Source organism: Cellulosimicrobium cellulans, from assembly GCF_016921195.1.
Lineage (GTDB): Bacteria > Actinomycetota > Actinomycetes > Actinomycetales > Cellulomonadaceae > Cellulosimicrobium > Cellulosimicrobium cellulans_F.
On the sequence record NZ_JAFGYF010000012.1, the window covers coordinates 60349 to 86966 of the forward strand.

Consider the following 26618-nt stretch of genomic DNA (forward strand, 5'->3'; position numbering starts at 1 on the left):
GCTCGGGCGGGTCAGACCAGGTCGCGGACCGCCGCGTACTGCTCGCGGATCGCGGGGACCGGGTCGGCCTCGACCACCGTGGCCGACGACGCGGCCCAGGTGGGTGGAGCGACGTCCGCCCCGGAGCCGCCCGCCTCGTGCGCGGCGAGGACCCACGCCGCCTGGCGTGCGGCGCCGTCGGCCACGTACTCGCCGGGCTCGGGGACGGTGACGGGCAGTCCGAGGACCTGTGGCGCGATGCGCCGGACCGCCTCGGACTGCGCGCCGCCGCCGATGAGCTGCACGCGCTCGACCCGGACGCCGAGCGCCCGCAGCGCGTCGAGCCCGTCCGCGAGGCCGCAGAGCATGCCCTCGACGTACGCGCGCGCGAGGTGCTCCGGCGTCGAGGTGCCGAGCCGGATGCCGTGCAGCGTGCCCGACGCGTCGGGGCGGTTGGGCATGCGCTCGCCCTCCAGGTACGGCACGAGCACGAGCCCGTCGGCGCCGGGGGGCGCCTGGAGCGCGAGCCGCGACAGCCCCGCGTGGTCGACGCCGAGCACCGCGCGCGCCGCGTCGAGCACGCGGCTCGCGTTGAGCGTCACCGCGAGCAGCAGGTACCGGCCCGTCGCGTCGGAGAACCCGTTGACGAGGCCAGACCCGTCGGCGGTGCGGTCGTCGGTCACGGCGGACACGACGCCCGACGTCCCGATCGACACCGCGACGTCGCCCGCGACCATGCCGAGGCCGAGCGCCGCGCCGGCGTTGTCGCCCGCGCCCGGACCGAGCAGCGTGCCGCCCTCGACCGCGCTCCCTGCGACCGAGGCGTGCGCAACGCCGGCCGTCGCGGACGGCGCGACGACGCGCGGCAGCACGACGTCGGCCCGGCCGAGCGCGAGCTCCAGCAGGTCGAGGCGGTACGCGCCCCGGCCGTCGGGCCCGTCGTCCCTGGTCGCGTCGTAGTAGCCCGTGCCCGACGCGTCGGACGCGTCGGTGACGAGCGCGTCGAGGTCCGGCCCGAGCGGCGCGGACTCGTCGCCCGCGGGGCCGTACCCCGCGATACGCCACGTGAGCCAGTCGTGCGGCAGCGCGACGGCGGCGACGCGCGCCGCGTTCTCCGGCTCCGCGTCGCGCAGCCAGCGCAGCTTGGTCACGGTGAGCGAGGCGACCGGCACGGACCCGATCGCGTCGGCCCACGCCTGCGCGCCCGCCTCGCTCGCGGACTCGACCCGGTCGTGGGCGTCCGGGACGCCCTCGGCGAGGCGGGCCTCGCCGAGCTCACGGATCAGGTCGCGCGCCGCGGGGGCCGAGCGCGTGTCGTTCCACAGGAGCGCGTCGCGCACGACGTTCCCCTCGGCGTCGAGCGCGACGAGACCGTGCTGCTGGCCGCCGACGGCGAGCGCCGCGACGTCGTCGAGCCCGCCCGCCGCGGACGCGGCCTCGCGGAACGCGTCCCACCACGCGTCGGGGTGGACCTCGGTGCCGTCGGGGTGCTTCGCCGATCCCGTGCGCACGAGCGCGCCCGTCGCGGCGTCGCGCACGACGACCTTGCAGGACTGCGTGGACGTGTCGACGCCGGCGACGAGCGTGCGCTCGTCGCCGGCGTCGGACGTCCTGACGTCGGTCGTCACCTCAGCCGATCAGGTGCTCGAGCGCGAGCTGGTTGAGGCGCACGAAGCCGAAGTCGCGGTTCGCCGCGGCGTCGACGTCGAACTCCTCGTACGTGCTGCGGTCAGCGAGCAGGTCGGCCACGGACTCGCCCTCGGCGAGGGTCGGCTGGCCCAGCTCGAACACGCCGGAGTGAGCGAACGCCTCCTGGACGCGGCTGTCGGCGCGGTACGCCGCGGCCTTGCGCGCGAGCAGGCGGTAGGTCTCCATGTTGGCGCGCGCGGAGTCCCACACGCCGACCTCGTTCTCGGTGCGCGACGGCTTGTAGTCGAAGTGGCGCGGGCCCGTGTAGGTGGGGCCGCCGTTCGGGAAGCCGTTCTCGAGCAGGTCGACCGTGAAGAACGCCGAGAGCAGGTCGCCGTGGCCGAACACGAGGTCCTGGTCGAACTTGATCGAGCGCTGGCCGTTGAGGTCGATGTGGAAGAGCTTGCCCGCCCACAGCGCCTGCGCGATGCCGTGCGTGTAGTTGAGGCCCGCCATCTGCTCGTGGCCCGTCTCCGGGTTGAGGCCGACGATGTCGCCGTTGTCGAGCTTCGCGATGAGGCCGAGCGCGTGACCGATGGTCGGCAGGAAGATGTCGCCGCGGGGCTCGTTCGGCTTGGGCTCGAGCGCGATCTTGAGGTCGTAGCCCTTCTCCTTGATGTACGCCGCGGTGAGGTCGATGCCCTCGGCGTAGCGCTCGTGCGCGGAGTGCAGGTCCTTGACGCCGTCGTACTCGGTGCCCTCGCGGCCGCCCCACATGACGAACGTCTTGGCGCCGAGCTCGGCCGTGAGGTCGACGTTGCGCAGCACCTTGCGCAGCGCGTAGCGACGCACGCCGCGGTCGTTCGACGTGAGACCGCCGTCCTTGAAGACGGGGTGGCTGAAGAGGTTGGTCGTCACCATCTCGATGACGAGGCCGGTGTCCTCGGCGGCCTGGCGCACCGCGGCGAGGCGCTTGGTGCGCTCCTCGTCGTCGGAGCCGAACGGGACGACGTCGTCGTCGTGGAACGTGAAGCCCCACGCGCCGAGGTCGGCCAGACGGCGCACGGACTCGGCCGGATCGAGCGCGGGACGGCTGGCGCTGCCGAACTGGTCCTGCGCGGTCCAGCCCACGGTCCACAGACCGAAGGAGAAGTTGATGTCCTGGGTGGTCTCGTCGGCCACGGTGATCTCCTCGTCGAGAGGGCCGCGACGCGCTCCTCGCGCCGACGGCCGCATTTTTGTCTTACGGATGAACTTATCCGCCCGGGTCGGTAAGGTCAAGACCGTGAACCGCAGCGTCGCGACCCGCACGGGTCCCCCAGCAGCCCGGCAGGCCACGCTGCGCGAGCACAACCTCGCCCTCGTCGCCCGCGCGGTCTTCGAGTCCGCCCGGCCGTGCTCGCGCGCCGACATCGCCGCGGCGAGCGGGCTGACCCGCGCGACCGTCTCCACCCTCGTCGACCGCCTCGTCGCCGCGGGCATCGTCGCCGAGCTCCCGCCCGCGACCCCCCAGCGAGCCGGCCGGCCCGCGGTGCCGCTCGCACCCGCACCGCGATCGCTCGTCGGGCTCGGCCTCGAGGTCAACGTCGACTACCTCGGCGGCCGCGTGCTCGACCTCACCGGCGCCGTCGTCGCCGAGCACGTCGACCCCGACGACCTCCACGACAGCGACCCCGCCGAGGTGCTCGCCCGGCTGGGGCGCATCGCGCACGAGCTCCTCGCGCAGGTGCGCGCCGACGGCATGACCGTCGCCGGCGCCCGCCTCGCCCTCCCGGGACTCGTCGACACGCGCGCCGGGCGGCTCGAGGTCGCACCCAACCTCGGCTGGTCCCGCCTCGACCCCGTCCCGCTCCTCGGCATGGACCCCGACGTCCCGGTCGACATCGGCAACGAGGCCAAGCTCGCCGCGCTCGCCCAGGCGAGCCGCGGCGTCGTGCCCGACGGCGCGACGGACCCCGCGTCCGGCCCGGTGCCGTCCACGTACCTCTACGTCTCGGGCGACGTCGGCATCGGCTCCGCGATCGTCGTCGACCGCCGGCTCTTCCACGGCCGGCACGGCTGGACCGGCGAGATCGGGCACGTCGTCGTCGACCCGCGCGGCCCCCGGTGCCGCTGCGGCGCGACCGGCTGCCTCGAGCAGTACGCGGGCAAGGACGCGCTCCTGCGGGGGGCGGGCCTACCCGTCGACGCCCCCACCGAGGCGCTCGTCGCCGCGCTCGACGCCGCGGACCCCGCCGCGCTCGCCGTCGTCGAGCAGGCCGGGACCGCGCTGGGCAGCGCGCTCGCCGACTACGTGAACCTCGTCGACATCGACACCGTCCTGCTCGGCGGCATCTATCCCGCGCTCCTGCCGTACCTGCGCGGCACCGCCGAGGCCGAGCTGCGCTCCCGCGTCCTCGCGGCGCCGTGGACCGACGTCGTGCTGCTCCCCGCCCCGGTCGGCGACCACGCGGCTCTCACCGGCGGCGCGCGCGAGGTCCTGCGCGCCGTCGTCGAGGAACCGAGCGCCTGGGTCGCCGAGGACTGAGCCCCCGGCGCGCGCACCGGTCGCGCGCGCCGAAGGCCCCGGTCAGGCCAGGTCGAGGCCGACCGCCGCCCACGAGAGCGCCGGGAGCGTCAGTCGCACCTCGCCGTCCTCCACGCGCGCGCCGAGCGGGGCTGGCCGGACGGGCTGCGCGTCGCGCGTGTTGGTCACGAACCGGTCGTGCCCGTCGGGGACCGTCAGCACGACGGCGTCGCGCACCGCGCGCACCCCGCCCGCGGCGAGCGTGACCTCGACGGGGTGCTCCGGGTCGCGGTTCACGCAGAACACCTCGACGCGACCGTCGGCCGTCGTCGTCGCGGACACGTCGACCACGGGCACGTCGCCGTACGCCGCGGTCGGCACGGTCGGGCAGTCCGCGGCCACCCGCAGCGCGGCGCCCCGGGCGCGGGCGGCGGTGATCGCGAAGGGCCAGAAGATCGTCTGCCGCCACGCGTCGGCGTCGGGCTCGGTGCGGATCGGCGCGATGACGTTGACGAGCTGCGCCTGGTTCGCCATCGAGACGCGGTCCGCGTGCCGCACGAGCGAGTTGAGCAGGCTCCCGACCACGACGGCGTCCGCCACCGAGTACTCGTCCTCGATGATCCTCGGCGCGACGTTCCACGCGCCCGTCAGCAGCGGCTCCTTGTCCCGCTCGTTGAAGCGGTCGAGGTACCACACGTTCCACTCGTCGACGCTGATGCCGAGCCGCCGGCCCTGCATGCGGTCGCCGAGCGCCGCCTCCTCCTCGTCGAGGATGCCCGCGACCGTCGCGATGTAGCGGTCGAGCCCGACGCCGGACGCGAGGAAGGAAGGCAGGTCGCCCGGGGTCTCCTCGTAGTACGCGTGCAGCGACACGTGGTCGACGAGCCCGGCGGTCTGGCGGACGACCTCGCGCTCCCAGTCCCCGAACGTCGGCTGGTCGGCCGACGACGACCCGCCGCGACCAGCTCGACCGTCGGGTCGACGAAGCGCATCAGCCGCGCGGTCTCGGCCGCGAGCCTTCCGTACTCGTGGGCCGTCTTGTGGCCGATCTGCCAGTCGCCGTCCATCTCGTTGCCGAGGCACCACAGGCGGAAGCCGAACGGTTCCGGAGCGCCGTTCGCCCGACGCTCGTCGGACAGCGCGGTACCGCCCGGGTGGTTGCAGTACTCGAGGAGCTGCGCCGCCTCGGCCGCGCCGCGCGTGCCGAGGTTGACCGCCATCATGACCTCGAGCCCCGCGCGCTCGGCCCACCCGGCGAACTCGTGCAGCCCGACCTGGTTCGTCTCGATGCTGTGCCAGGCGGCGTCCAGCCGGACCGGGCGCTGCTCGCGCGGGCCGACGGAGTCCTCCCACCGGAAGCCCGAGACGAAGTTCCCGCCCGGGTACCGCACGACCGTCGCGCCCAGCTCGCGCACGAGCTCGAGCACGTCGCCGCGGAAGCCGTCGGCGTCGGCCGAGGGGTGCCCGGGGTCGTGGATCCCCCCGTAGACGCAGCGCCCCATGTGCTCGACGAACGTGCCGAACAGCCGGGGTGAGACGGCGCCCACGGCGTCGTCCGGGTCGATCTGGATGCGTGCGTGGGTCATGGTCCTCGTCTCGTGGGTCGGTGCCGACGGATCGCCGGCGGCGGTCGCCGGTGCGGCGGCGCTCAGCGGCGCGGGGCCGCGCCGGGCGGGGGTGCGGTGCTCGCCCGCTCGACGAGGCGGGTGGGCACGAGCCGCGTCCCGGTCTCGGTGACGCCGTCGTGCACCTGGCGCAGGACCTGCTCGACGCACCGGCGCCCCACCTCCGCGAAGTCCTGGTGGACGGTCGTCAGGGGCGGCAGGAACTCGCTGGACTCGGGCAGGTCGTCGAACCCGACGACGCTCACGTCCTGCGGCACCCGCCGGCCCGCGTCGTGCAGGGCGCGCACGAGCCCGAGCGCCATCTGGTCGTTCGCGACGAACACCGCGGTCACGTCGTCGTCCTCGGCGAGCCGCCGCCCGGCCTCGTAGCCCGACGCGGGCGACCAGTCGCCCCGCTCCGGCTCGGGGACCGGCCGGCCGGCGCGCTCCAGCGTCTCGCGCCACGCGACGGCCCGGCGCTCCGCCGCGAAGGAGCTCTCCGGGCCGGCGAGGTGGTGGACGGTGCGGTGGCCGAGGTCGAGCAGGTGCTGCACCGCCTGCCGGGTGCCGTCGGCCTGGTCCGTGTCCACGACGGCGTAGGTGTCGCCCGCGTCGGAGTCGGCGACCACGACCTTCACCCCGGACGGGAGGTTGACGCGCGCCACGTCGAGCAGGTGCACCTCCATGAGGAGGATGATCGCGTCCACGGCCAGCTCGCCGAGGCGCGTGAACGCGCCGTGCACGCCACCCTGGGTCGGCGCGGCGACGGGGATGACGGTGATCGCGTAGCCCTGGGCGGCCGCGGACGTCGCGATGGCCTCGAGCGTGCGGACGTTGCCCGTGGTCGCGAGCGAGAAGAGGATCACGCCGATGGTCCGGAACGTGCCGCTCTTGAGCGCGCGGGCCGCGCTGTTCGGCCGGTAGTCGAGCTCGGCCATCGCGGCGAGCACGCGGGTCCGCGTGTCCTCCACGACCCCGGGGTGCCCGTTGGCGACGCGCGACACGGTCTGCGCGGACACCCCGGCCATCCGGGCGACGTCGGCCATCGACACGCGGCGGACGTCGTGCGGCCGGCGCGCCCGGGCCGGCTCGACGGCGGGGACCGTCTCGGCGACCGCTGCGGTCCGCCGCTGCGGCGCCGTCGTCGTGACGGGGGCGTCGTCGTCGAGCCGGTTGGTCATCCGTCGTCCTCGCGGTCAGTGCGGCACAGCTCCAGCGCTGGTTCGGCGCCGTCGCGCCGACGTCGACCACCCTAAGCGATGTTTGCGCAAACATCGAATGTCGTGCATGCTGATGTTTGCGTAAACAAGGGCGACGACCGGCGTCCCCCTCCCCCGACGACGAGGACACAGCATGACGACGACGTCCCCACCCGTGGCAGGAGCGTCCCTGCCATCGGTCGACGCACCTTCGTCCCCCCGCACCCGACGCCACCGGCGCTCGTGGGTCGGCTGGGGCTTCGTGGGTCCGTTCATGGCCGTGTTCGCCCTGGTGTTCCTCGCGCCCATCGCGTACTCCCTGTACCTGAGCCTGTTCCGCACGCAGATGGTCGGCGGCACGCGCTTCGTGGGCCTCGACAACTACGCCCGGGCGTTCTCGGACCCGCAGTTCTGGGAGGCGCTCGGGCGCGTCAGCCTCTTCCTCGTGGTCCAGGTGCCGATCATGCTCGGCCTCGCGCTGCTCGTCGCCCTCGCGATCGACAGCGGCCGGCTCTACGGCAAGTCGTTCTTCCGCATCTCGATCTTCCTGCCGTACGCCGTCCCGGCCGTCGTCGCGACGCTCATGTGGGGCTTCATGTACGGCACGCGGTTCGGGCTCGTCGGCAACATCAACGACGCGCTCGGCGTCTCGCTGCCCAACCCGCTCTCCCCCGACCTCGTGCTCGCCTCGATCGGCAACATCGTGACCTGGGAGTTCGTGGGCTACAACATGCTCATCTTCTACTCGGCGCTGCGGGTGATCCCCACGTCGCTGTACGAGGCCGCGGAGCTCGACGGCGCGAGCCAGTGGCGCATCGTCTCGGCGATCAAGCTCCCCGCGATCCGCGGCGCGCTGGTCATCGCGACGATCTTCTCGATCATCGGCTCCTTCCAGCTCTTCAACGAGCCGAGCATCCTGCAGGCGCTCGCCCCCAACGCGATCACGACGTACTTCACCCCGAACCTGTACGCGTACTCGCTGTCCTTCTCCGGGCAGCAGTACAACTACTCCGCCACGGTCGCGATCATCATGGGCGTCGTCACGATGATCGTCGCCTACGTGGTCCAGCTCCGCGGCATGCGCAAGGAGGCCTGAGACCATGACCACCGCGACCCCCACGGCCTCGGCCACGCCCCGCCCCGGACCGAGGCCGATCCGCCTCCGCACGCCCCGGCGCGCCGCGTACTCCGCGGACAAGCCCCGCCGCAGCGTGCTCCTCACCGTCCTGACCGGCGTCGTGCTCGTGTACTCGCTCGTCCCGCTCGTCTGGCTCGTCGTCAACGCGACGAAGACCCAGCCCGACCTCTTCGACAGCTTCGGGCTGTGGTTCGGCAGCGAGTTCGCGCTCGTCGACAACGTCGCGCAGACGCTCACCTACGACGACGGCATCTTCGTCCGCTGGCTCGCCAACACCCTGCTCTACGTGGTCGTGGGCGCCGGGGGCGCCACGTTCCTGGCCGTGATGGGCGGGTACGCGCTCGCCAAGTTCGACTTCCCCGGCAAGCGCGGCGTGTTCGCGACCGTCATCGGCGCCGTCGCGGTGCCGGGCACGGCGCTCGCCGTCCCGACGTTCCTCATGTTCAGCCAGATGGGCCTGACGAACACCCCCTGGGCCGTGATCATCCCGTCGCTGATCTCCCCGTTCGGCCTCTACCTCATGTGGACCTACGCCGCCGAGTCGGTGCCCCAGGAGCTGCTGGAGGCCGCCCGCGTCGACGGCGCCAACGAGGCCCGGACGTTCTTCCAGGTGTCGCTGCCGCTGCTCGCCCCGGGCATCGTCACCGTCCTGCTCTTCACCATGGTCGCGACCTGGAACAACTACTTCCTGCCGCTGATCATGCTCAAGGACCCCGACTGGTACCCGCTGACCCTCGGGCTCAACGCGTGGAACGCCCAGGCGGCCACCGCGGGCGGGCAGGCGATCTTCAACCTCGTCATCACCGGCGCGGTCCTGACGATCCTGCCCCTCGTGATCGCGTTCCTGTTCCTGCAGCGCTACTGGCAGTCCGGCCTCGCGGCCGGCTCGGTCAAGGAGTGACGGCCCGACGCCGGACCGCTCGCCCACCCCGCCGGCACCCCGGCGCACACCCCCACCCGCACCACCCCACGCACCACCCGTCCGTCTGACGACGAAGTGAGAGGAACCCGCATGTCCCCCACCACCCGCAGGTCGCGCCGAGCGACCGCCGCCATCGCCGCCACCGGCGTCCTCGCCCTCGTGCTCACCGCCTGCAGCGGCGGGTCCGGCGGCGGGAGCGCCGACGACGCGGAGAGCGCCGTCGAGGAGGGCGGCACGATCACCGTGTGGGCCTGGGACCCCACGCTGGAGAGCGTCGCCGCCGACTTCGAGGAGGAGAACCCCGGGGTGACGGTCGACATCGTCAACGCCGGCACCGGCAACGACCAGTACACGGCCCTCCAGAACGCGATCGCCGCCGGCTCCGGTGTGCCCGACGTCGCGCAGATCGAGTTCTACGCCCTCCCGCAGTTCGCGCTCTCCGAGGCGCTCACGGACCTCTCGTCCTACGGGGCCGACGAGCTCGACGGCACGTTCACGCCCGGCCCGTGGGACGCCGTCACGCAGGGCGACGGCGTCTACGCGCTGCCGACCGACTCCGGCCCGATGGCGCTCTTCTACAACAAGCGCGTGTTCGACGAGCACGGCATCGCGGTCCCGACGACGTGGGACGAGTACGTCGAGGCCGCCCGGGCGCTGCACGCCGCCGACCCCGGCGCGTACCTCACGAACGACACGGGCGACGCCGGCTTCACGACGTCGATGATCTGGCAGGCCGGCGGGCGCCCCTACCAGGTCGACGGCACCGACGTCACCGTCGACTTCTCCGACGAGGGCACGCAGAAGTTCGCCACGACGTGGCAGCAGATGATCGACGAGGACCTCGTCGCGCCCGTCACGTCGTGGAGCGACGAGTGGTACCAGGGCCTCGCCGACGGGTCGATCGCGAGCCTGGTGATCGGCGCCTGGATGCGCGGCAACCTCGAGACCTCGGTCGAGTCCGCCTCGGGCGACTGGGCCGTGGCGCCCATGCCGCAGTGGGAGGCCGGCGCCGAGGTCACCTCCGAGAACGGCGGCAGCTCGCTCGCGATCCCCGCGGCGAGCAAGAACCAGGACCTCGCGTGGGCGTTCCTCGAGTACGCGACGGTCGGTGACGGGATCGCGACGCGCGTCGCCGAGGGCGCGTTCCCCGCGACCGTCGCCGAGCTCGAGGCCGACGACTTCACGCAGCAGGAGTTCGAGTACTTCGGCGGCCAGAAGGTCAACGAGGTCCTCGCGGACTCCGCCGCCCACGTCGCCGAGGGCTGGGCGTACCTGCCGTTCCAGGTGTACGCGAACTCCGTCTTCAACGACACCGTCGGCAAGGCGTACGTGTCCGGCACCCCGCTGGTCGACGGGCTCACCGCGTGGCAGGACGCCACGGTGACCTACGGCAAGGACCAGGGCTTCACCGTCAACGAGTGACGCGCTGACACCGTCACCCCCGGTCGTCGGGCCGGCGCTCGCTCGCCGGCCCGACGACCTCCCCGAGGACGCCGTCGCGCGTCCTCCCGACCGGCCGGGTACCGCCCGTCGCCGCGCACCGTCCCGCTGAGGAGCACGCATGTCTTCCCCCACCCCGTTCCGCTGGCTGCGCCGTCCCGGGCCGCACACGCCGCCGGGCGAGCCTGCCGCGTACGCGCCGTCGGGTCTGTCCTACGGCGCGGACTACAACCCGGACCAGTGGCCGCGCGAGGTCTGGGACGAGGACGTGCGGCTCATGCGCGAGGCGGGCGTCACGGTGGTCTCGCTCGCGATCTTCTCGTGGGCGCGGATCCAGCCGACGGAGCACACGTGGGACTTCGCGTGGCTCGACGAGATCATGGACCTGCTCCACGCGAACGGCATCACCGTCGACCTCGCGACGGCGACGGCCTCGCCGCCGCCGTGGCTCACGACGAAGCACCCGGAGATCCTGCCGCAGACGCGCACGGGCGAGACGCTGTGGCCCGGGGCGCGCCAGCAGTGGCGCCCGACGTCGCCGATCTTCCGGGAGCACGCGCTGCGCCTCGTGGAGCGCATGGCCGAGCGGTACGGGGACCACCCCGCGCTCGTCGCCTGGCACGTCTCCAACGAGCTCGGCTGCCACAACGTCGACGACTTCTCCGACGACGCCGCCGCGGCGTTCCGCACGTGGCTGCGCGAGCGCTACACGACCCTCGACGCGCTGAACGACGCGTGGGGCACGGCGTTCTGGTCGCAGCGGTACAGCGCGTGGGACCAGATCCTGCCCCCGCGTCTGGCCGCGTCGCACCCGAACCCGACGCAGCAGCTCGACTTCAAGCGCTTCTCGTCCGACGCGCTGCGGCAGTACCTGCGCGCCGAGGCCGCGATCCTGCGCCGCGTCACGCCGGACGTTCCCGTGACGACCAACTTCATGGTCATGGGCGAGACGAAGGGCATGGACTACGCCGCGTGGGCGGACGAGCTCGACTTCGTCTCCAACGACCACTACGTGCTCCCCGGGCCGCAGGCCCTGGACGAGCTGTCCTTCTCCGCCAACCTCACGGGCGGCATCGCCCGGCACAAGCCGTGGTTCCTCATGGAGCACTCGACGAGCGCGGTGAACTGGCAACCCGTGAACGTCGCGAAGAAGCCGGGCGAGCTCGCGCGCGACTCGCTCACCCACGTGGCCCACGGTGCCGACGCGGTCTGCTACTTCCAGTGGCGCCAGTCCGCGGCCGGTGCGGAGAAGTACCACTCGGGCATGGTCCCGCACGCGGGCGAGCGCTCGCGCCTGTTCCGCGACGTCGTCGCGCTCGGCGCGACGCTGCGCGACCTCGCGCCCGTCGCGGGGAGCGAGCAGAAGCCCGCGCGCGCCGCGATCGTCTTCGACTGGGACTCGTGGTGGACGAGCGAGCTCGACTCCCACCCCACGGACCGCCTGCGCTACCGCCAGGAGGCGCTCGACTGGTACTCGGCGTTCCTCACGCTCGGCGTGCGCGCCGACGTCGTGCCGGCGGCGACGGACCTCGCGACGTACGACGTCGTCGTGGCGCCCGTGCTGCACGTCGTCCCGGCCGACCTGCGCGACCGCCTCACGGCGTTCGTCGAGGCGGGCGGCCACCTCGTCACGACCTACTTCTCGGGCGTCGTCGACCAGGACGACCACACGTGGCTCGGCGGCTACCCAGGCGCGCTCCGGGACCTGCTCGGCATCCGGGTCGAGGAGTTCGCCCCGCTGCTGGACGGCGAGAGCGCGACGGTCGAGCTCGCGGGCGAGCAGCTCGAGGCAACGCTGTGGACCGAGCCCGTCGACGTCGTCGACCCGGACGTCGAGGTCCTGGGCTGGTACAAGACCGGCGAGCAGGCCGGCCGCGCCGCGGTGACGCGCCGGACCGTGCGCGCCGGGGCCCGGGACGGCTCCGCCGCGTACGTCTCCACGCGGTTCGGCCGCCTCGGCCTCGTCCCCGTGCTCGCGCGCCTGCTCGACGACGCGGGCGTCCGCAGCGAGCTGCCCACGGCCGCACGCGGCGACGTCGAGCTCGCGGTGCGCACCGACGGCACGAACGACTTCTGGTTCCTCGTCAACCGCACGGCGCGCCCGGTCGAGGTGCCCGACGTCGCGGGCGACGTCCTCGCGGGCCGCCGCCTCGCGCCGTCGGGCACGGCGGACGGCGTGCTCCTGCTCGAGCCGCGCGGCGTCGCCGTCGTCCGCCGCCCGGCGGACCCCGCCTCGCCGAGGTAGAGCCCCGGTACCGCGAGGTAGAGGCCTGGTAGGCCGAGGTAGAGGCGTGGTCATGACCAGGCCTCTACCTCGCGAGACCGCGCCTCTGCCTCGGCAGAACAGACCCCGCGGGAACGACCCGCACCCGGTGCACCCCGCCGGTTCGCAGCGACGCGAAGGAGGTGGCTCAGGGATGAGCCCGACCGAGACCGACACGACCACGCGGGGCGGACCACCCGGTCCTCGCCGCACGGGCCCGGGCGGCCCGGCCGCCCGCCGGACGGGGGCCCGCGTCGTCGCGGGCCTCGGTGCCGGGGCGCTCGTCGCGGGCTGCGCGCTCGCCGCCCTGCCCGCGCAGGCCGCGCCGCTCGGCACGTCCGCCGCCCGCACCGCGGCCGCGGCCGGCACGACGGCGGCCACGGCCGACGTCGCGGGCGTCACCGTGACGCCCGACCCGTCGTACGCGGGTGCGCCCTTCGAGGGCTGGGGCACGAGCCTCGTGTGGTTCGCCAACGCGACGGGCGACTACCCGGACGAGATCCGCGAGAAGCTCGCGGAGATGGTGTTCGGCGACGAGGGCCTCAACCTCAACATCGCGCGCTACAACGTGGGCGGCGGCAACGCGCCCGACGTGCCGGACTACCTGCGCGCCGGCGGCGCCGTCGACGGCTGGTGGAAGGCGCCCGAGGGCACGACGCGCACCGACGTCGACTGGTGGGACCCCGAGAACCCGGACCACTGGGACGAGGACGCGGACGCGACGCAGCGCTGGTGGGTGGACCGCATCAAGGACGACGTCACCCACTGGGAGACGTTCAGCAACTCCCCGCCGTGGTTCATGACCGTGAGCGGGTACGTCTCGGGCGGGTTCAGCTCGACCGCGGACCAGCTCAAGACGGAGAGCATCGACGACTTCGCGGCCTACCTCGTGGGCGTCACCGAGCGCCTCGAGCAGGCGCACGGCATCGAGGTCGACACGATCGACCCGTTCAACGAGCCCAACACCAACTACTGGGGCACCCAGCTCGGCAGCGACGGCAACCCGACCGGGGGACGCCAGGAGGGCGCCCACATGAGCCCGGCGCTCCAGGCGAAGGTCGTCCCGGCGCTCGCCGCAGCGCTCGAGGGCTCGTCGACCGACGCCGTGATCTCGGCGATGGACGAGACCAACCCGGGCACGTTCGCGACCAACTGGAACGCGTACCCGCAGGCGGTCCGCGACCAGGTGTCGCAGCTCAACGTCCACACCTACGGCACGGGCCAGCGCACGACGGTCCGCGACATCGCCAAGGGCGAGGACAAGCCGCTGTGGATGAGCGAGGTCGGCGGCAACTGGAGCTCGACGGGCCAGGACTTCGAGACCATGGAGTCCGGCCTCGGCAGCGCGCAGCACATCGTCGACGACCTGCGCGAGCTCGAGCCGAGCGCGTGGGTGTTCTGGCAGCCGGTCGAGGACTACGACAACATGGCGCCGGGCGGCGAGAGCGCCAACGGCATGAACTGGGGCGAGATCCAGATCCCGTTCGACTGCACGGCCGAGGACACGCTCGAGACGTGCCCGATCTACACGAACACGAAGTACTGGGCGACCCAGAACTTCACGCACTACATCGAGCCGGGCGACTCGCTGATCCGCTCGGACGACGCGAGCAGCACGGCCGCGGTGTCGGCCGACGGCACGTCCGCGACGGTCGTTCACGTGAATGCCACGAAGGCCGAGCGCGCCGTGACGCTCGACCTGTCGAAGTTCGGTGCGGTCGGGTCCGATGCGACCGTCACCCCCGTCGTCACGAGCACGGCCGGCTACCTCGTCGAGGGCGAGCCCGTGGCCGTCACGCCGGCCACCGAGGACGGCGCCGGCCCGAGCGCGACGCTCGTCGTGCCGGCCGAGTCCGTGACGACGTTCGTCGTCGACGGCGTCTCCGGTGTCGCGGACGACGCCGCGCTCGTCCAGGACGGGCACGTCTACCGCCTCGACGGCGTGCAGGCGGACCGCTCGCTCGCGCCGTCGGCGTCGGGCGCGGGCGTCGTCATCCGTACCGACGCGGCGGTCGCCGAGCAGGCGTGGGAGCTCACGGCGCTGGGCGCTCCCGAGGGATCCGGCACGCACCGCACCCGCTACGCGGTGACGAACGCGGCCACGGGCCGCCAGCTCGCCGTCGCGGCCGACACGTCCGCCGTCCTCCAGGACGCGCCCGCCGACGTCGCGGACACCCCGCTCGCCGCGCAGTGGATCCTCTCGACGACCGGGGACGGCACCTACACGCTCGTCAACGCGTCCTCGAAGACCCTCCTCGAGGTCGGCGGCCAGGCGACGGCCGACGGGTCGCCCGTGGGTACGTACCTCGCGAACTCCGGCGTCAACCAGCGCTGGAGGATCGTCGACGAGACGGTCCTGGGCACCGAGCCGGTCGAGGCGTTCACGACGCCCGGCGCCGCGCCCCAGCTCCCCGCGACCGTCACGCCGGTCTACCGCGACGGTGCGCGCGGCGCGCTCCCCGTGACGTGGGACGTGCCGGGCGACGACGCGTGGGCCGAGGCGGGCACGGTCGAGGTCGCGGGCACGGTGGCGACCCCGACCGGCGGTGAGGTGGCCGCGACCGCGACGGTCGTCGTCGACGAGCTCACCTCGACGCTCCCCGCTCGCGCCAAGGCGTACGCGGGCGGCGCCCCGTCCCTGCCCGCGACCGTCACGGCCGTCGCCGCGGGCGGCGCGGAGGTCCAGCGCCCCGTGGTCTGGGACGCCGCTCCCGCAGGCGCGTACGACGCCGTCGGGGTCGTCGAGCTCACGGGCACGGCCGACGCCGGGGCGGGCACCACGCTCCCGGCGACCGTCCGGGTCCAGGTCACCGAGGCGGCGTCCGCGAACGGCGCGCTCGCCGCGGGTACCACGGCGAGCGCGACGTTCACCGAGCCGGGCTACTCCGTCGGGGGCGTCGTCAACGGCAACCTCACGGACAAGGCCTGGTCGAACTGGGTGTCCGGGACCAAGCGGACCTCCGACACGCTCACCGTCACGCTCCCGGCCGACCGGGACGTCACGGGCGTCGTGACGCGGTTCTGGAAGGACGGGTCCAGCGCGAGCTGGGCGCAGTCCGTCCAGCTCCAGGCGCTCGTCGGCGGCACGTGGACCGACGTCGGCGCGCCCGTCACGGTGGACGCGTCGCCCGACGGCCCGGCGCCGGCGGTCGAGATCCCCGCGGACGTGCGGACGTCGTCCGTGCGCGTGGTCCTCACGGCGCGGGCGAACACGCACATGGTCGTCTCCGAGATCGAGGTCCTGGCCAAGGTGCCGGGCACGGGCACCGACGCCACGGTGTCGGGCCTGACCGTGGACGGCGAGCCGCTCGCCGGGTTCGACCCGGCCGTGACGTCCTACGACGTCGTCGCGGACGGCCAGGTCCCCGGGGTCGCCGCCACGACGACCGACCCCTACGCGACCGTCGAGGTCGAGGCCGCCGACGCCGTGCCCGGCACGACGACCGTGCGGGTCACCGCCGAGGACGGCACGGAGCGGGCGTACGCCCTGCGCTGGTCGGCCGACGCCGGGGCTCCGGTCACCGCGGTCGCCGAGACGCGGTGCCTCGCCGGGAAGGTCTACGTCGCGGTCCGCGCCACGAACGACGGCGGCGCGCCGATCGACGTGACCCTCGCGACGCCGTACGGCACGCGGACGTTCACGGGCGTCGCACCGGGCGCGAGCGCGTACCAGTCGTTCGCGTCGCGCGCGACCGCTGTCCCCGCGGGCACGGCCGTCGCGACGGTGGACGGGTCCGAGCCCGTCGACGTCGCGTTCGACGCACGCGCCTGCTGAGCCCACCCGCCCCCACCACGGGCCCGGCCGACGTCGTCCGCGACGTCGGCCGGGCCCGTGCCCGTCCCACGACCGTGCTCTCGGACCGAGACCGCACCCGAAAGGCGGGCGCCACGCACCGGATCGCAGAGCGAGCGTCGGCAGGTCCGCGTAACGTGTCCCGGGTGCCCGGTACCGAGCCGGGGCGAGGAGGAGCGCACCACGGTGACCCCGACCACGAGCGGAGACGTCCAGACGACGGACGGCGGCACCCGCTGGACCATGCGCGGCGAGATCGACGCCGCCGTCCAGGCACGGCGCGAGGACGAGCTGCTGCGGCTCGCCCAGTCGGCGGACGGGCGCATCCACATCGACCTGGGCGAGGTGACGTTCATGGACTCGGGCGGCCTGCGGCTGCTCTACCACGCCGCCACCGCCGGGTCGGGCGCGCCCGTGCTCGAGCGCGTCCCGCGCCGGGTCCGCGACCTGCTGGAGCTCAGCGGGGTCGTCGGGCTCTTCGAGCTCGCGGACGACCCGACCGGCGAGGGCGGCGCGTGAGCGTCGAGCACGCCGCGGTCCCCGTCGGCTTCGTCGAGATCGGCTCCTGGCCGCTGCGCGGCCTGGGCGACCTCGCGACCCTGCGTGAGGGACTGCACCGCATGCTCACGGGTGGCCCCCTTCCCGCGGACCGTGCGCTCGAGGCGACCCCCGAGCGCGTCGTCCTCGTCGCGAGCGAGCTCGCCACCAACGCGCTGCGGCACGGGCTGCCGCCCACGCTCGTCCGCCTGCTCAGCGACGGGCGCGAGCTCGTGGTGGACGTCGTGGACCACTCGCCCGAGGTCCCCGTGGTCGCGGGACGACGCTCGCCGGGCGCCGGCGGGTTCGGCCTCGTGCTCGCGCAGCGCGCCGCGACGGCGGTCGGCTGGTTCCGCGCCGGCACCGGCGAGAAGCACGTGTGGGCGCGCTTCGACGTCCCCGTCTTCCGCGCCGGCGCCTCGGTGCGCAGCGCCCTGCTCCCCGCGGGCTGAGCTCCGGCCCGCCGCCCCTCCCCCGGGACAGCCGCGTCAGGCGTCGCGCCGCGCCAGGAGCAGCGTCGCGTCGTCCGCGGAGCGCGGGTCACGGGCCGCGACGACGATGCCGTCGACGTCCACGTCCGGGCCCGCCGCGAAGACCGCCGCGAGACGGTCCAGGCCGTCCCGGATCGACTCCCCCCGGCGCTCGATCAGGCCGTCGCTGTAGAGCACGAGCGCACCGCCGCGCGGGACCTGCACGCGCTGCACGAGCGGGACGCGGTCGACGAGGCCCAGGGGCGGCACGCTCGCGTTCTCGGTCCACCGGGTGCTGCCGTCGGGTCCGACGACCAGCAGCGGCGGGTGGCCCACGGACACGTGCTCGACGACGCCGCTCGCCGGGTCCAGGAGCGCGACCGCGAGCGTCGCGACCTCTCCCGGAAGGGTCCAGCGGGCGACCTCGCCCAGCCTCACGACGGCCTCGACCGCCGAGCCGGTGCTCACGAGCGCGGCCCGCAGCGTCGTGCCGAGCTGGCCCATCGTCGCGGCCGCCTGGAGCCCGTGCCCGGTGACGTCGCCGACCACGAGCGCGAGCCTGCCCGACGGGAGCACGAGGGCGTCGTACCAGTCACCGCCGACCAGGCCGGAGCCCGCTGACTCGTAGCGCGACTGCAGCGTCCAGCCGGGGACGTCCGGCAGGAGGGCCGGCAGGAGGCTGCGCTGGAGCTCCTCGGTCGCGCGCACGGCCTTGCGCCCGCGCACGTACAGCGCCTCGACGAGGTGGCCGCGCAGCGACGTCGCGACCTCCGTCTGGTCCGACGTCCACGGCGCGCTCTGGCCACGCACGACCTCGCGCCAGCGCTCGAACGACTTGCGCGGGCTGAGCCGGACCGTGTCGCCCTCGCGCCGCGCGATCGCCTTGTTGTGCGGGTCGCCACCCCAGTCGACGTGGCGCAGCACCTCGTCACGCACCCACACGACGACCTGGCCCTCGGGCAGGACGATGCCCATCAGACCGGCGACGTCGGGTGCGAGCGCCGCGAGGTCGGGCGCGTCGCGGCCGAGCGCCTCGGTGGCCACGAGGTCCTCGTCGTGGCTGAGCACCCAGGCCACGAGAGCGCGGCACCCGTCCTCGTCGGGCGTGCTGCCGACCTTGATGAGGCCGCCCTCGGCGACGACGATCGCGCCGTCCGCCCGGACGAGGCGCCGCAGCCACCCCGAGCGCGTGAGCGCGGTGCCGATCGGGACGCTCTCGTCGCGGCTGTCGGCGGTGAGGTGGGCGAGGACACCCTCCGCGCGCCGCACCTCGGCCTCGCGCTCGTCCTCGGCCTGCGCGACGAGCCGGACCGAGAGGGCGGACCCGAGGAACTCCGCGGCCGTGCGCACCTCGTACGGCGGCTCGTGCGGGCCGGCGTAGTGGTGGCACGCGATGAGCCCCCACAGCCTCCCCTCGCGCAGCAGCGAGATCGACATCGAGGCGCGCACGCCCATGTTGCGCAGGTACTCGAGGTGGATCGGCGAGACGCTGCGCAGCGTGGAGTACGTGAGGTCGAGGGGCGCGCCCGTCGTCGGCAGCAGCGTCGGCACGATCGGCTGCGGCGCGTAGTCGACGTCCGCGATGAGGCGGATCCAGTTCTTCTCGTACAGCGCGCGGGCCTGCGGCGGGATGTCCGAGGCCGGATAGTGCAGGCCGAGGAACGCGTTGAGGTCCTCGCGGCGTGCCTCGGCGACGACCTCGCCGTTGTACGCGTCGTCGAAGCGGTAGATCATCACGCGGTCGAACCCGGTGAGCTCGCGCACGTGCCGGGCCGCGTCGTCGTACAGCTCGTCGAGGGTCGCGGCGCGCTCGAGGTCGCGCAGCGCGTGCCGCACGGCGAGGTACGTGTTCGGGAACGTCAGGGGGCGCGCGCCCGCGGCAGTCTCGAGCTCGACGACGAGCACCGGCTCGGTCTCGGGCCCGTCCGGAGGCAGCGGCGGCCGGTGGAGCACGGCGTCCACGGCCTGGGCCGCCCCGTCCCAGCGGTCGAGGTCCAGGGTCACGGGGTTGCGCGTCGCCAGGTCGCCCACGTTCGTCGCGTGGTCGAGCACCCGGCGTGCCGGGTCCGCTCCCAGCGCGTCGGCGAGCGGGCGGCCCACGAGCTCCTCGGCGGCAGCCCCCAGGTGCCGCTCGACGTTGGCCGACGCCTGGAGCAGCACGCCGTCCGACTCGCGCACCACGAGCAGGACGCCGCGCGGCTGGATCATGCCGGGGACGTGGATCGGCTCGCGCGCGCAGTTGTCGAGGTCCACCGCCTCGCCGGGCGCCAGAAGCTCCGGCTCGTCGACCGTCCTGGTCACGTGATCCTCCGTCCGGGTCGCGGCACGCAGGCAGGTACCGCGGCGCGGGTCGACGGACCACCTGGGCTCGAGGATCCTGGTCGAGTGCCCCAGGCTACCGCGCCCGGAGGCCCCGCCCGGCATGTCGCCCCCCGGGGCACCTGCGGAGCACCCGGCAGCCGGCGTGAGCGACGCCACGGAACTCCGCGGTAGCGTCGTTCGTCGGACGAGCGGGGCCCCGGACCGCCCGCCCGGCCCCGACGACCAGAAGGTGACCCATGAGCACGACGACGACCCCGATCCTGCGCGCCACCGGCCTCGCGGCCGGCTACGGAGGGCCCGACGTCGTGCACGGCATCGACCTCGACGTGACGCCTGGCGGACCACCGGTGGGGATCGTCGGCGAGTCGGGAGCCGGAAAGTCCACGGTCGTCCGTGCGCTCGTCGGGCTCGTGCGCCCCACGGCGGGCCACGTCACCTACGCCGGGCGGACCGTCACCAAGCTGTCGCGCCGGGACAAGAAGCAGTTCACCGCCGACGTCCGACGCGTCTCGCAGGACGGCCTCGCGGGCATCGGCATCGACCCGCGCTGGACCGTGGACCGCACGCTGTCCGCGGCGCTGAAGGACGCGCGACGCGCCGGCCGCCCGAGCGGACGGTCCGCCGAGGACCTGCTCGGCGACGTCGCGCTCGAGCCCCGGTACGCACCGCGCACGATCCACTCTCTCTCGGGCGGGGAGAAGCAGCGCGTCGCGCTCGCCGTCGCGCTCGCGACGCGCCCGCGCGCCCTGCTGCTCGACGAGCCGCTCACCGCCGTCGACCCGGCGATGCGCGGCGACGTCGTGCGGCGCCTCGCCGACGCGACCGCCGAGCTCGGCACCGCGGTGCTGCTCGTCTCGCACGACCTGGAGCTCGTCGAGCGGATGTGCCCGGTCGTGCACGTGCTCGCGGACGGGACGTTCGTCGCCTCCGGGGCGCTGCGCGACGTCTTCGCCGGTACCGTCCCGGGCGCCGAGCACCCGGCCGTGCGGGGGCTCGCGGAGGCCGCGCCGCTCGCCGTCCAGCGCTTCCGCTGACGCTCCGGAGAACTCGTCGCCGACGCGTGTCGAAAACCGGGGGGCGCCGTCCGACGTCAGGGTGAACGCGCCTTCACGACACTAGGGTCGAGGAGGCACTCACCGAGGAGGAACGTCATGCGAGTCATGGTCATGATCAAGGGCAGCGGGGCCGACGAGGACAAGATCGCCCCCACGCAGGAGATGCTCGCCCAGATGGGCGCGTACAACGAGGAGCTCGTCAAGGCGGGCATCATGCTCGACGGCCAGGGTCTCCAGCCCACCGCCAAGGCCGCGCGCGTCGTGTTCAGCGGCGGCGAGACGTCGGTCGTCGACGGGCCGTTCACGGAGTCCAAGGAGATCGTCGCCGGGTACTGGATCTGGCAGGTCTCGTCGCTCGAGGAGGCCGTCGAGTGGGCCCGCAAGTGCCCGAGCGACCCGAGCATGGGGCTCGAGGAGGTCCTCGAGATCCGGCCGATCTTCGAGGTCGAGGACTTCGGCGCCGAGTACACGCCCGAGCAGCGCGAGAAGGACGCGCGGCTCGAGGAGCAGATCCGCGCCCAGCACGGCTCCTGAGGGTCACCGGGGCGAGCGAGGACACGGCGATGACCGAGGTCTCCCGCACCGTCGAGGCCGTGTGGCGCATCGAGTCGCCACGGCTGGTCGCGGGCCTGGCGCGGACCCTGCGGGACGTCGGCCTCGCCGAGGAGGTGGCCCAGGAGGCGTTCGTCGCCGCGCTCGAGCAGTGGCCCGAGCAGGGCGTCCCGGACAACCCCGGCGCGTGGCTGACCACCGTCGCCCGCCGCCGCGCCGTCGACCTGGTCCGCCGCGAGCGCACGCGCGACGAGAAGTACGCGCGGCTCGCGGCGGACCTCGCCGCTCCGGGCCCGGGGACCGGCGCGGGGACGACGGCCGTCGCGCACCCCCGCGACGGCGGTGCGGTCCTCGTGGGGTCGGTCCCCGCACCCGACGCGATCGTCGAGGACCCCGTGGGCGACGACCTGCTCGCGCTCGTCCTCGTCGCTTGCCACCCGGTGCTGCCGCGCGAGGCCCGCGTCGCGCTCACGCTGCGCCTCGTCGGGGCCCTGACGACCGACGAGATCGCCCGAGCGTTCCTCGTCCCGTCCGCGACCGTCGGGCAGCGCATCTCGCGCGCCAAGCGGACGCTCGCCGAGGCGAACGTCCCGTTCGACGTCCCGCAGGCCGACGAGCTCGCGGCGCGCGTGCCCGCGGTGCTCGAGGTCGTGTACCTCGTGTTCTCCGAGGGCTACGCGGCGACGTCGGGCGACAGGTGGGTACGGCGCGAGCTCGCCGAGGACGCCATGCGCCTCGGCCGCGTGCTCGCCGGGCTGCTGCCGGGAGAGCCGGAGGTGCACGGGCTCGTCGCGCTCATGGAGCTCCAGGCGTCGCGGTTCGCGGCCCGCACCGGGCCCGACGGCGGACCCGTGCTCCTCGAGGACCAGGACCGGTCCCGCTGGGACCGGCTCCTCGTGCGGCACGGCCTCGCCGCGCTCGACCGCGCGCTCGCGCTCGGCACGCGCGCCGGGAAGGCGCTCGGCCCCTACTCGCTCCAGGCCGCGATCGCCGCGTGCCACGCCCGCGCCGCGACGTGGGCCGACACCGACTGGGGGGCGATCGTCGCGCTCTACGACGCGCTCGCGTCCGTCGCGCCCTCCCCCGTGGTCGAGCTCAACCGCGCCGTCGCGGTGGGCTACGCCGACGGGCCGGAGGCCGCGCTCGACGTGCTCGACGCCGTCGCGGACGACCCACGCCTCGCCCGCCACCACCTCTACGGCGCGGTGCGCGGCGACCTGCTCACCCGACTGGGCCGGCACGCCGAGGCCGCCGACGTGCTCGAACGCGCCGCGAGCCTCGCCCCGACCCGCCACGAGCGCCAGCTCCTCCTCGAACGCGCCGCCGCCGCGTCGTCGTCCGCCGACCCCCGCCCCGCCTGACCGCCCCGCGAGAACCGCCGTCGCGTGAGATAGGCGCGAGATAGAACCCTGGTCCCGCGAGATAGAACCGTGGTCCCGCGAGATAGAACCGTAATCCGCGAGGTAGAACCGTGGTCCGCGAGGTAGAACCGTGGTCCGCGAGGTCGAACCGTGGTCCGCGAGGTAGAACCGGGTTATGTCCGACAGCGATCGTGCCCTCGCCGGGGCGGCGTCACAGGACGAGCAAGGAACGAGCGGCGGGGAGGTAGACGCGGCACCGCCACCCACCCCGACCAACCACGCGCCGTCGGGCACAGGAACCACGGTTCTACCTCGGCCGACCACGGTTCTAACTCGGCCGACCAGGGTTCTACCTCGCGCGACTGGTGTTCTACCTCGGCCGACCGGGGTCTTACCGCGCGAGGACGGACTCGATCGCCGCGGTCTCGTCGGCGGTGAGCGGGGGTGCCGCCAGTGCCGCGACGTTGTTCTCGAGCTGGCGGACGCTGCTCGCGCCGATGAGGGCCGACGTGACGCGGTCGTCGCGCAGGACCCAGGAGAGAGCGAGCTGGGCGAGGGTCTGGTCGCGGCCGGCGGCGATCTCGTTCAGCGCCCGGGCCCGCTCGAGGTACGTCTGGTCGAGGTTCTGCTCGGACAGGAACGGCGAGTCGGGGCGTGCGGCGCGCGACCCCTCGGGCGCGGAGCCGGAGAGGTAGCGGTCGGTGAGCAGGCCCTGCTGGAGCGGCGAGAACACGATCGTCCCGACACCGAGGTCGCCCACCACGTCGAGCAGCGACTCGCTCTGGACCCCGTCGTACCGGTCCTCGTGCGCGGGGTCCTCGACGTGACGGTTGAGCATCGAGTAGCTCGGCTGGTGGAGGAGCAGCGGGGTGCCGAGGTCGGCGAGGATCGCGGCGGCCTCACGCGTGCGGGACGGTGAGTAGTTGGAGACGCCGACGTAGAGCGCCTTGCCCTGCTGGACGGCGTCGTGCAGCGCACGCATGGACTCCTCGAGCGGCGTGCTCGGGTCGGGGCGGTGGTGGTAGAAGACGTCCACGTAGTCGAGGCCCATGCGCTGGAGCGACTGGTCGAGCGACGACAGGAGGTATTTGCGCGAGCCGCCGTCGCCGTAGGGGCCGGGCCACATGTCGTACCCGGCCTTGGAGGAGATGACGAGCTCGTCGCGGTACGCACCGAGGTCCTGAGCGAGGTGGCGGCCGAAGTTCTCCTCCGCGGAGCCGTAGGGCGGACCGTAGTTGTTCGCGAGGTCGAAGTGCGTGATCCCGAGGTCGAACGCGCGGCGCAGCACGGCGCGCTGCGTGTCGAACGGGTTGACGTCGCCGAAGTTGTGCCACAGACCGAGCGAGATCGCGGGCAGGTCGAGGCCGCTGCGCCCCGTCCTGCGGTAGGTCATGGTGTCGTATCGGTCGTCGGCGGCGACGTAGCGCGGGGCGAGAGGCATGCGCCCATTCTGCCTCCCCGCCACGCAGGACCGGGCCGAGTACCCGTCGGCCCGGTGCAGGAGCCGGGCCGACGGCGACCGCTCGTCAGCGGGTCGGGGTCTCCACCACCTGGCCCGCCCAGGCGAACCCGCCGCCGAAGCCGAACAGCAGCGCCGGGACGCCTGCGGGGATCTTGCCGGCGTGCCACCACTTGGAGAGACCGAGCGGGATGGAGGCCGCAGACGTGTTGCCGGACTCGACGATGTCGGTGACGACGACCTTGGACTCCAGCCCGAGCGACTTGGCGAGGGGCTCGATGATGCGCAGGTTCGCCTGGTGCGCGACGAGCACCTCGATGTCGTCGAGCGAGACGCCGGAGCGCTCCACGACGGTGCGCGCGCGCTCGGCCGCACGCGTGATGGCCCACTTGAAGACGGCGCGGCCGTCCTGGGCGAACTTCTCCTGCGGCGCCTCGATGAGCACAGCCGGCGTGAGGTCGGGCTCGGAGCCCCACGTCACGGGCCCGACGCCCGGCTCATCCGTCGCGCGCAGCACCGCGGCGCCCGCGCCGTCGGCCGTGAGGATGCACGTGCTGCGGTCGGTCCAGTCGGTGAACGCGGTGAGCTTCTCCGCGCCGATCACGACGGCGGTGCGGGCGGAGCCGGCGCGGATCGCCTGGTCGGCGAGGCCGACGGAGTGGGCGAACCCGGAGCACGCGACGTTGACGTCGAGCACCGCGGGCCCGACGACGCCGCGCAGGTCGAGCTCGGACGCCTCCTCGGGCGTCGACTGCCCGGGCATGACGCCGGTGCGCAGGTGGTAGGCGACGCGACCCGCCGTGTTGGGCGAGCGGTCCGTCGCGGTCGCGGTCGCGACGATCACGAGGTCGACCTCGGCCGGGTCGACGCCCGCGTCGTCGAGCGCGTGGCGCGCGGCCGTGGTGGCCATGTCGGCGACCGTCGCGTCGTCGTCGGCGACGTGCCGCGTGACGATCCCCGTCCGCGAACGGATCCACTCGTCGTTGGTCTCGACGAGCTGCGCGATGTCGTCGTTCGTCAGCGTCTTCTCGGGCTGGAAGTGACCGAGGCCGGCGATGCGCGACCCGGCCGCGCCGGTGGCGGGAGTGAGCATGAGGTCGATCATGTCACGCGCCGCCACGCCCGAACGACCTCGTCACGGGAGCCGGTCCGCGCCCGCCGCACACCGGTCCGGTGACAATTCGACGACCATCCCCTACCCTGCACTTGAAGTTTTCTTGACCGGAGAGGAGGGTGGTCATGACGACATCCCGCGACCACGACGGCCCGACGGCGGCGGTACCGGCGGACGTCCCGGACTGGGGCTCGGCGACGGGGCCCGCAGCGGAGCCGACGGGCCTGCCCGGCAACCCCGGGTTCCTCAGCCCCGGCGTCCCCGCGCTCGCCGTCCGCGACCGCCACGGCCGGGCCGTCGTCGAGACGCCGCTCTCGCCGCGCGCGCAGACGCGCTACCTGGCCCGGCTCGTCCTGGGTTCGGGCGCGCTCGTGGCCGTCGTCGCCGGGACCACCCTGACCCTGCTCGCGGGCCACCTGCTCGGCCCGGGCGCGCTGCCGGGCGGTCGCACCGCGCCGTGGTGGCTCGTGGTCGCGCTCGTCGCCGTCGCGCTCCCCGCGTGCGTCCTCCTGCTCGGCGTCCACACCGTCGCCCTCGGCGCGAGCGGGTCCGCCCGCGTCGCGTCGCGCCTGACGTGGGCCACCGCGCTCCTCGCCGTCGCCCTCGGGGTGGGTACCGTCGTCGGGCTGGACCTCGCCGACGTCGCGCACCCCCTCGCACGGGACCTCGAGCTCGAGCCGCTCCTCGCGCTCGCCTGCGTGTCCGTCGGGGCACTGGCGTGGGGCGTGGTCGCCGTCCTCTCGACGACCGAGGCACAGATCGAGGCCCGAGCCGTCCAGGAGCGTCTGCGCGTGCTGCGGCGTGACGGCGTCCGCACCCCGGGCTCGCTGGTGGACCGGCGGTACCAGGGTTCGTGGACCGACGACGGGCGGCCCCGGTTCGACGCGACCGTCACCTACGGCCCGCCGGGAGCGGAGCGCAGCGTCGAGGTCCTGCTCGTCGCGCCGCAGGACCGCGTGCCCCTGCCCGGTGCGCCGGTCGTCGTCGTGCACGAGGTGCGCGACGACGCGGACGTCGCGGCACCGGGCCCCGCGCCCCGGGGCCGTGGCGGCCGGCGCGACCCGAACCGGTGGATCCTCGACCTCGTGCTCGTCGAGCTCGACCAGTCGCGCCCCGTGCACTACGACCCCGACGTCGCGGCGTTCGCGAAGGAGGCGTCCTCGAGCGGCTCCTGAGCCACGACCAGTGCTCCACCTCGCGATACCACGGCTCTACCTCGCGGTACCACGGTTCTACGTCGGCCGGCCACGGTTCTCCCTCGACCGACCAGGGCTC

At 74.0% G+C, this 26618-nt stretch carries 18 protein-coding genes and 1 pseudogene; 12 read left to right on the forward strand and 7 right to left on the reverse strand.

The window, feature by feature from the left end; all coding sequences use genetic code 11:
• Positions 1-11: 11 nt before the first annotated feature.
• Entirely contained in the window at positions 12-1607 is a 1596-nt protein-coding gene (locus tag JN535_RS18320) for a xylulokinase (protein WP_205207245.1), read from the reverse strand.
• Position 1608: 1 nt separating this feature from the next.
• Complete coding sequence (gene xylA, locus JN535_RS18325) at positions 1609-2790, reverse strand: xylose isomerase (RefSeq protein WP_307868945.1); 1182 nt, start codon at positions 2788-2790, stop codon at positions 1609-1611.
• A gap of 103 nt (positions 2791-2893) precedes the next feature.
• Between xylA and JN535_RS18330 the strand changes: the two genes are divergently transcribed.
• Positions 2894-4135 (forward strand): ROK family transcriptional regulator, encoded by a 1242-nt coding sequence (locus tag JN535_RS18330; protein ID WP_307868947.1) that lies wholly within the window; start codon positions 2894-2896, stop codon positions 4133-4135.
• A 42-nt stretch (positions 4136-4177) separates the two neighbouring features.
• Here the strand turns inward: JN535_RS18330 and arfA are convergent.
• Both arfA and JN535_RS18340 read right to left on the reverse strand, forming a co-directional pair.
• Positions 4178-5700: pseudogene (arfA, locus tag JN535_RS18335) on the reverse strand (arabinosylfuranosidase ArfA).
• Between the two features lie 62 nt (positions 5701-5762).
• Entirely contained in the window at positions 5763-6764 is a 1002-nt protein-coding gene (locus tag JN535_RS18340; RefSeq protein ID WP_205207280.1) for a LacI family DNA-binding transcriptional regulator, read from the reverse strand.
• Between the two features lie 307 nt (positions 6765-7071).
• Between JN535_RS18340 and JN535_RS18345 the strand changes: the two genes are divergently transcribed.
• From JN535_RS18345 to JN535_RS18375, 7 genes are all read left to right on the forward strand, one after another.
• On the forward strand, positions 7072-8013 hold the full coding sequence (locus JN535_RS18345) for a carbohydrate ABC transporter permease (protein WP_205207247.1): 942 nt from the start codon (positions 7072-7074) through the stop codon (positions 8011-8013).
• Positions 8014-8017: 4 nt separating this feature from the next.
• Positions 8018-8956 carry a carbohydrate ABC transporter permease gene (locus tag JN535_RS18350; protein ID WP_205207248.1) on the forward strand — a complete coding sequence of 313 codons (939 nt, stop codon included), beginning with the start codon at positions 8018-8020 and terminating at the stop codon, positions 8954-8956.
• Between the two features lie 111 nt (positions 8957-9067).
• Entirely contained in the window at positions 9068-10399 is a 1332-nt protein-coding gene (locus JN535_RS18355; protein WP_205207249.1) for an ABC transporter substrate-binding protein, read from the forward strand.
• Between the two features lie 139 nt (positions 10400-10538).
• Positions 10539-12662 (forward strand): beta-galactosidase, encoded by a 2124-nt coding sequence (locus tag JN535_RS18360; RefSeq protein ID WP_205207250.1) that lies wholly within the window; start codon positions 10539-10541, stop codon positions 12660-12662.
• A gap of 172 nt (positions 12663-12834) precedes the next feature.
• A complete protein-coding gene (locus JN535_RS18365; protein ID WP_205207251.1) occupies positions 12835-16455 on the forward strand; it encodes an Ig-like domain-containing protein in 3621 nt (1206 codons plus the stop codon).
• A gap of 204 nt (positions 16456-16659) precedes the next feature.
• A complete protein-coding gene (locus JN535_RS18370; protein ID WP_307868951.1) occupies positions 16660-16992 on the forward strand; it encodes an STAS domain-containing protein in 333 nt (110 codons plus the stop codon).
• On the forward strand, positions 16989-17462 hold the full coding sequence (locus JN535_RS18375) for an ATP-binding protein (protein ID WP_205207252.1): 474 nt from the start codon (positions 16989-16991) through the stop codon (positions 17460-17462). Before JN535_RS18370 ends, JN535_RS18375 begins: the two co-directional genes overlap by 4 nt.
• Before the next feature lie 36 nt (positions 17463-17498).
• On the opposite strand, the gene JN535_RS18380 is transcribed toward JN535_RS18375, so the two are convergent.
• Positions 17499-19781, reverse strand: coding sequence for a SpoIIE family protein phosphatase (locus JN535_RS18380; protein WP_307868952.1), 2283 nt, complete (start codon positions 19779-19781; stop codon positions 17499-17501).
• A 257-nt stretch (positions 19782-20038) separates the two neighbouring features.
• On the opposite strand from JN535_RS18380, the gene JN535_RS18385 reads away from it, so the two are divergent.
• From JN535_RS18385 to JN535_RS18395, 3 genes are all read left to right on the forward strand, one after another.
• Positions 20039-20836 carry an ABC transporter ATP-binding protein gene (locus tag JN535_RS18385; RefSeq protein ID WP_205207254.1) on the forward strand — a complete coding sequence of 266 codons (798 nt, stop codon included), beginning with the start codon at positions 20039-20041 and terminating at the stop codon, positions 20834-20836.
• A gap of 117 nt (positions 20837-20953) precedes the next feature.
• Positions 20954-21391 (forward strand): YciI family protein, encoded by a 438-nt coding sequence (locus JN535_RS18390; RefSeq protein WP_205207255.1) that lies wholly within the window; start codon positions 20954-20956, stop codon positions 21389-21391.
• A 29-nt stretch (positions 21392-21420) separates the two neighbouring features.
• Positions 21421-22770: an RNA polymerase sigma factor gene (locus JN535_RS18395; RefSeq protein ID WP_205207256.1), complete on the forward strand. Its 1350-nt coding sequence runs from the start codon at positions 21421-21423 to the stop codon at positions 22768-22770.
• Positions 22771-23161: 391 nt separating this feature from the next.
• Here JN535_RS18395 and JN535_RS18400 read toward each other — a convergent pair whose 3' ends face one another.
• Together JN535_RS18400 and JN535_RS18405 are read right to left on the reverse strand one after the other, a co-directional pair.
• On the reverse strand, positions 23162-24211 hold the full coding sequence (locus JN535_RS18400) for an aldo/keto reductase (protein WP_205207257.1): 1050 nt from the start codon (positions 24209-24211) through the stop codon (positions 23162-23164).
• Between the two features lie 85 nt (positions 24212-24296).
• Positions 24297-25322 (reverse strand): 3-oxoacyl-[acyl-carrier-protein] synthase III C-terminal domain-containing protein, encoded by a 1026-nt coding sequence (locus tag JN535_RS18405; protein ID WP_240201423.1) that lies wholly within the window; start codon positions 25320-25322, stop codon positions 24297-24299.
• A gap of 146 nt (positions 25323-25468) precedes the next feature.
• Between JN535_RS18405 and JN535_RS18410 the strand changes: the two genes are divergently transcribed.
• The gene (locus JN535_RS18410; RefSeq protein WP_205207258.1) at positions 25469-26518 is read left to right on the forward strand and encodes a hypothetical protein; all 1050 of its coding nucleotides are present in this window, start codon (positions 25469-25471) and stop codon (positions 26516-26518) included.
• Positions 26519-26618: the final 100 nt, after the last annotated feature.

Coding starts and splice junctions, on each gene's coding strand:
- JN535_RS18395 (WP_205207256.1), top strand. CDS start 21,421: ATGACCGAGGTCTCCCGCACCGTCGAGGCCGTGTGGCGCATCGAGTCG.
- JN535_RS18400 (WP_205207257.1), bottom strand. CDS start 24,211: ATGCCTCTCGCCCCGCGCTACGTCGCCGCCGACGACCGATACGACACC.
- JN535_RS18340 (WP_205207280.1), bottom strand. CDS start 6,764: ATGGCCGACGTCGCCCGGATGGCCGGGGTGTCCGCGCAGACCGTGTCG.
- JN535_RS18365 (WP_205207251.1), top strand. CDS start 12,835: ATGAGCCCGACCGAGACCGACACGACCACGCGGGGCGGACCACCCGGT.
- JN535_RS18360 (WP_205207250.1), top strand. CDS start 10,539: ATGTCTTCCCCCACCCCGTTCCGCTGGCTGCGCCGTCCCGGGCCGCAC.
- JN535_RS18385 (WP_205207254.1), top strand. CDS start 20,039: ATGAGCACGACGACGACCCCGATCCTGCGCGCCACCGGCCTCGCGGCC.
- JN535_RS18390 (WP_205207255.1), top strand. CDS start 20,954: ATGCGAGTCATGGTCATGATCAAGGGCAGCGGGGCCGACGAGGACAAG.
- JN535_RS18345 (WP_205207247.1), top strand. CDS start 7,072: ATGACGACGACGTCCCCACCCGTGGCAGGAGCGTCCCTGCCATCGGTC.
- JN535_RS18405 (WP_240201423.1), bottom strand. CDS start 25,322: ATGCTCACTCCCGCCACCGGCGCGGCCGGGTCGCGCATCGCCGGCCTC.
- JN535_RS18410 (WP_205207258.1), top strand. CDS start 25,469: ATGACGACATCCCGCGACCACGACGGCCCGACGGCGGCGGTACCGGCG.
- JN535_RS18355 (WP_205207249.1), top strand. CDS start 9,068: ATGTCCCCCACCACCCGCAGGTCGCGCCGAGCGACCGCCGCCATCGCC.
- JN535_RS18350 (WP_205207248.1), top strand. CDS start 8,018: ATGACCACCGCGACCCCCACGGCCTCGGCCACGCCCCGCCCCGGACCG.